Source organism: Nocardiopsis sp. MG754419 (assembly GCF_018207095.1).
Classification (GTDB): domain Bacteria; phylum Actinomycetota; class Actinomycetes; order Streptosporangiales; family Streptosporangiaceae; genus Nocardiopsis.
On sequence record NZ_QOCZ01000266.1, the window covers coordinates 1 to 3,309 of the forward strand.

The following is a 3,309-nucleotide window of genomic DNA, read 5'->3' on the forward strand; positions in this document are numbered from 1 at the left end:
CCCACCCCGCTGCCCGAAGCGTTCCAGACCACACCCCACACCGAGCGCTACGTCCTGCAGGCCGACGCCCTGCGGCGCAGGCAACTGCGGGCGGCCCTCCTGTACGGATCCAGCCGTTACTGGCGCACCCGCCACCACGTGTGGCCGTCGGTCGTCGTCGGCCTGATCGCCGCCGCGCTCCTGGCCGCCGGTCTCGTGGTCGCCGGCGCGTTCCAGGTCCAGCAGGAACTCAACGCACAGCGTCAACCGCAGACCCAGGACCCGTCGACCCCGCTCGTTCCCCAGGAACGCGCCCCCTCGGGGCCGGCCGAGACCCCCTGACCCGCCTCCCGGAACCCGAAAGACACCCCGTGAACCTGCACGCTCCCGTCGCACCCCTTTCCCCGGACGAGGCGGCGGTCCATGCGGACGCCTTCGACTCCATGGCCTCCTCCGTCGAGACCGCGCTGTTGGGAAAGACCGAGGTGGTGCGGCTCGCCCTCGTCGCCCTGCTCTCCCAGGGCCACCTCCTCCTGGAGGACGTCCCGGGTACGGGCAAGACCACCCTGGCCCGCGCCATCGCCTCGACCGTCGACGGGGTCTGGCGGCGTGTGCAGTTCACCCCCGACCTGTTGCCCTCCGACGTGACCGGCGTGACCGTCTTCAACCAGGCCACACGCGAGTTCGAGTTCCACCCGGGACCCGTCTTCGCCAACGTGGTGATCGCCGACGAGATCAACCGCGCCTCGCCCAAGACCCAGTCGGCGCTCTTGGAGGTCATGGAGGAGGCCGCGGTCACGGTGGACGGCGTCCGCCACAGCGTCCCGATGCCCTTCCTCGTGGTCGCCACTCAGAACCCCGTGGAGATGTCGGGCACCTACCGACTCCCCGAGGCGCAGCTCGACCGCTTCCTCATGCGCCTGACCGTGGGCTACGCCGACCCGGCCGCCGAACTGGCCATCATCCGGGGCGACCGGATCGTCTCGCCGGACGCCCTGACCGCGCACACCGACGCCGAACGGATGGGCCGGGTGCGCCGGGACGCCGGTCGTGTCCACGTGGACGACGCCGTCTACGAGTACGTCCTGCGTCTGGCCCGGGCCACGCGCGCACACTCCGCGCTCAGTGTGGGGCTCTCGACCCGCGCGACCGTCGCGATGGCCCACACGGCCCGCACGCTCGCCCTGGTCTCCGGCCGCCCCTACGCCACCCCCGAGGACGTCAAGACCCTGGCCCGACCGGTGTGGGCCCACCGACTGGTGCTCTCTCCGGAGGCCTCCGTCGGCGGACGCACCGGCGTCGACGTGCTCGACGAGATCCTCGAGGCGACCCCGGCCCCACAGCCGGGCCACCCGGGGGCGACGGCGGCCCGCTGATGCCGACCACGCGAGGGTGGCTGGTGGCGGCCGCCGGGGCCCTGCTGCTCGCCGTGGGGATCCTCTCCCAGTACCAGGAACTCGCCCTGCTCGGTGCGCTCGCCGCCCTGGCCGTGGCGGTGGCCGCCCTGACCGTGGGCCGTCCCGCCGCCGTGACCATGACCCGTTCCCTGCCCACGGGCACCCGCACCACCCCCGGCAGGTCCGTGCGGGTGCACATGCGCGCCGCGAACACCGGGCGCCGCACCCTGCGGATCAGCGAACGGGTCGTCGGCCCCGACGGGGAACACGACGTCCCCCTGACACCGTTGCCCGGCGGCGGCACCGGAGGCTCGGACTACTGGCTCCAGCCCTTCCGCCGCGGACTGATCGAACTCGGCCCCCTGCGGGCCGGCCGGTCCGACCCCCTGGGCCTGGCCGAGAGCGCGCGCACCCACGGCCCGACCGATCGGGTCTGGGTGCATCCGACCTGGCAGTACCTGCGGGCCATCCCCGTCGGCAACGTCGCCGACCCCGATGGTGAGGTCGACGGCGCCCGCGCGGGCACGCTCACCTTCCACACCCTGCGCGACTACGCTCCCGGCGACGACCTGCGCCACGTGCACTGGCGCAGTTCCGCGCGACTGGACCGGCTCGTGGTGCGCGAGTACGTCGACACCTCCCAGACCCGGGTGTGCGTCCTGGTCGACGACCGTCCCTCCGAGGACGGTGCCGCCCGTCTGGACGAGGTGGCGAGTGCGGCGGCCTCCCTGCTCGCCACCGGGGTACGGGCCTCGCTCCACTGTGAGCTCCGGTTGGTCAGTGGACGGGGCAGGGACAGCAGCGGCGGCCTGCCGTCCCTGCTCGACCTGCTCGCCGAGGCCGCTCCCACCCCCGGGGCGGAGCTCGCCGAGGCCCTCCACCTGGCCCGCACCCAGAGCCAGGGGGACACCGCCATTCTGGTCAGCGGATCGCTGGACGCGACCGACCTGCGGCTCCTCGGCCGGCTCGGTGACCGGTACTCCGGTCTCTTCGCGGCGGTCATCGGCCGGCAGGAACCTCCGGCCGCACCCGCCGCCGTCACGCTCATCACCGCGGGTGACGCCGACGCGTTCGCGGACCGTTGGAACGAGGCACCATGGCCACGATGACGGCTCCGACCACCCCAGGGCCCGCGGCGGATACAGCGCCCGGGGCGCCCCGGCGCGGGCCCCGTGGAACCTCCCCGTTCACTGCGGGCGCGCTTCCGGCCCACGTCGGGCTGGTCCTGGCCACCGGCGCGGGAGGGGCGGCGCTGGCCTTCTCCTACGCTTCCCCCTGGACGCTCCTCGCCGTCCTCGCCCTCTGCGCGCTCGTCTCCGTCGTGGTCGCGCTGCTGCTGCACGCCCGGTTCGGCGCGCTCCGCTCCGTGCTCTTCGGTCTGCCCCTGCCGCTGGCCGCGATCCTGGTGAGCGCGGCATGGATCCCGGGGGAGGTCGACGGCGTCCTGCGGGGTGCCGCCGAGGCGATCCTGCACTCGGGGGCGCGGATCCTCACCAGCACCGCACCCACGCCCCTCAGCGTCGACACCCTCACGCTTCCGTTGTCGGCGACCTGGCTCACCGGTACCGCCGCGGCACTGGCCTGGCGCGCCGAACGCCGTGCGCTCGCCCTGCTCCCCGGCCTGCTGCTCGTGGTGGGCGCCGTCGTGCTCAACGGTCCGGTCGCTCCGCCCGGGTTCCCCTCGATCGGTCTGCTCGGCGTGGCCGCGGTCCTCGTCATGTCCGTGCGCCCGGGGAAGGCAGTACACGGCACCTCGGGAACACCCGCGCTGGGCATCCAGGTGGACGAGCGCCCGGCCGGACCCTCCCGGATGCGCGACGCGGCCGTCACCGGGGCCATCTGCGTGCTCACCGCCACCACGGCGGTGCTCGGCGGTCCCTTCCTGCTCTCCGGATGGGCCGCCGAACCCGGCGACCCCCGCGCCGTCCTGACC

General features: G+C 74.1%; 3 protein-coding genes and 1 pseudogene. All 4 read left to right on the forward strand.

The features are described from left to right. A partial coding sequence (locus DSY14_RS27360; RefSeq protein ID WP_211719489.1) for an ABC transporter permease occupies window positions 1-321 on the forward strand: 321 nt, incomplete at its 5' end. A gap of 101 nt (window positions 322-422) precedes the next feature. After that, a complete protein-coding gene (locus tag DSY14_RS27365; RefSeq protein WP_249188557.1) occupies window positions 423-1,355 on the forward strand; it encodes a MoxR family ATPase in 933 nt (310 codons plus the stop codon). Beyond that, a complete protein-coding gene (locus tag DSY14_RS27370; protein ID WP_211719491.1) occupies window positions 1,355-2,485 on the forward strand; it encodes a DUF58 domain-containing protein in 1,131 nt (376 codons plus the stop codon). The genes DSY14_RS27365 and DSY14_RS27370 overlap by 1 nt, the downstream gene beginning before the upstream one ends. Then, window positions 2,482-3,309: pseudogene (locus DSY14_RS27375) on the forward strand (transglutaminase domain-containing protein); the annotation flags it as partial. The gene DSY14_RS27370 and the pseudogene DSY14_RS27375, both read left to right, overlap by 4 nt.

What these genes read in the sequence shown, in the direction of transcription:
- DSY14_RS27370 (WP_211719491.1), top strand. Translation starts at nt 1,355, where the DNA reads ATGCCGACCACGCGAGGGTGGCTGGTGGCGGCCGCCGGGGCCCTGCTG.
- DSY14_RS27365 (WP_249188557.1), top strand. Translation starts at nt 423, where the DNA reads ATGGCCTCCTCCGTCGAGACCGCGCTGTTGGGAAAGACCGAGGTGGTG.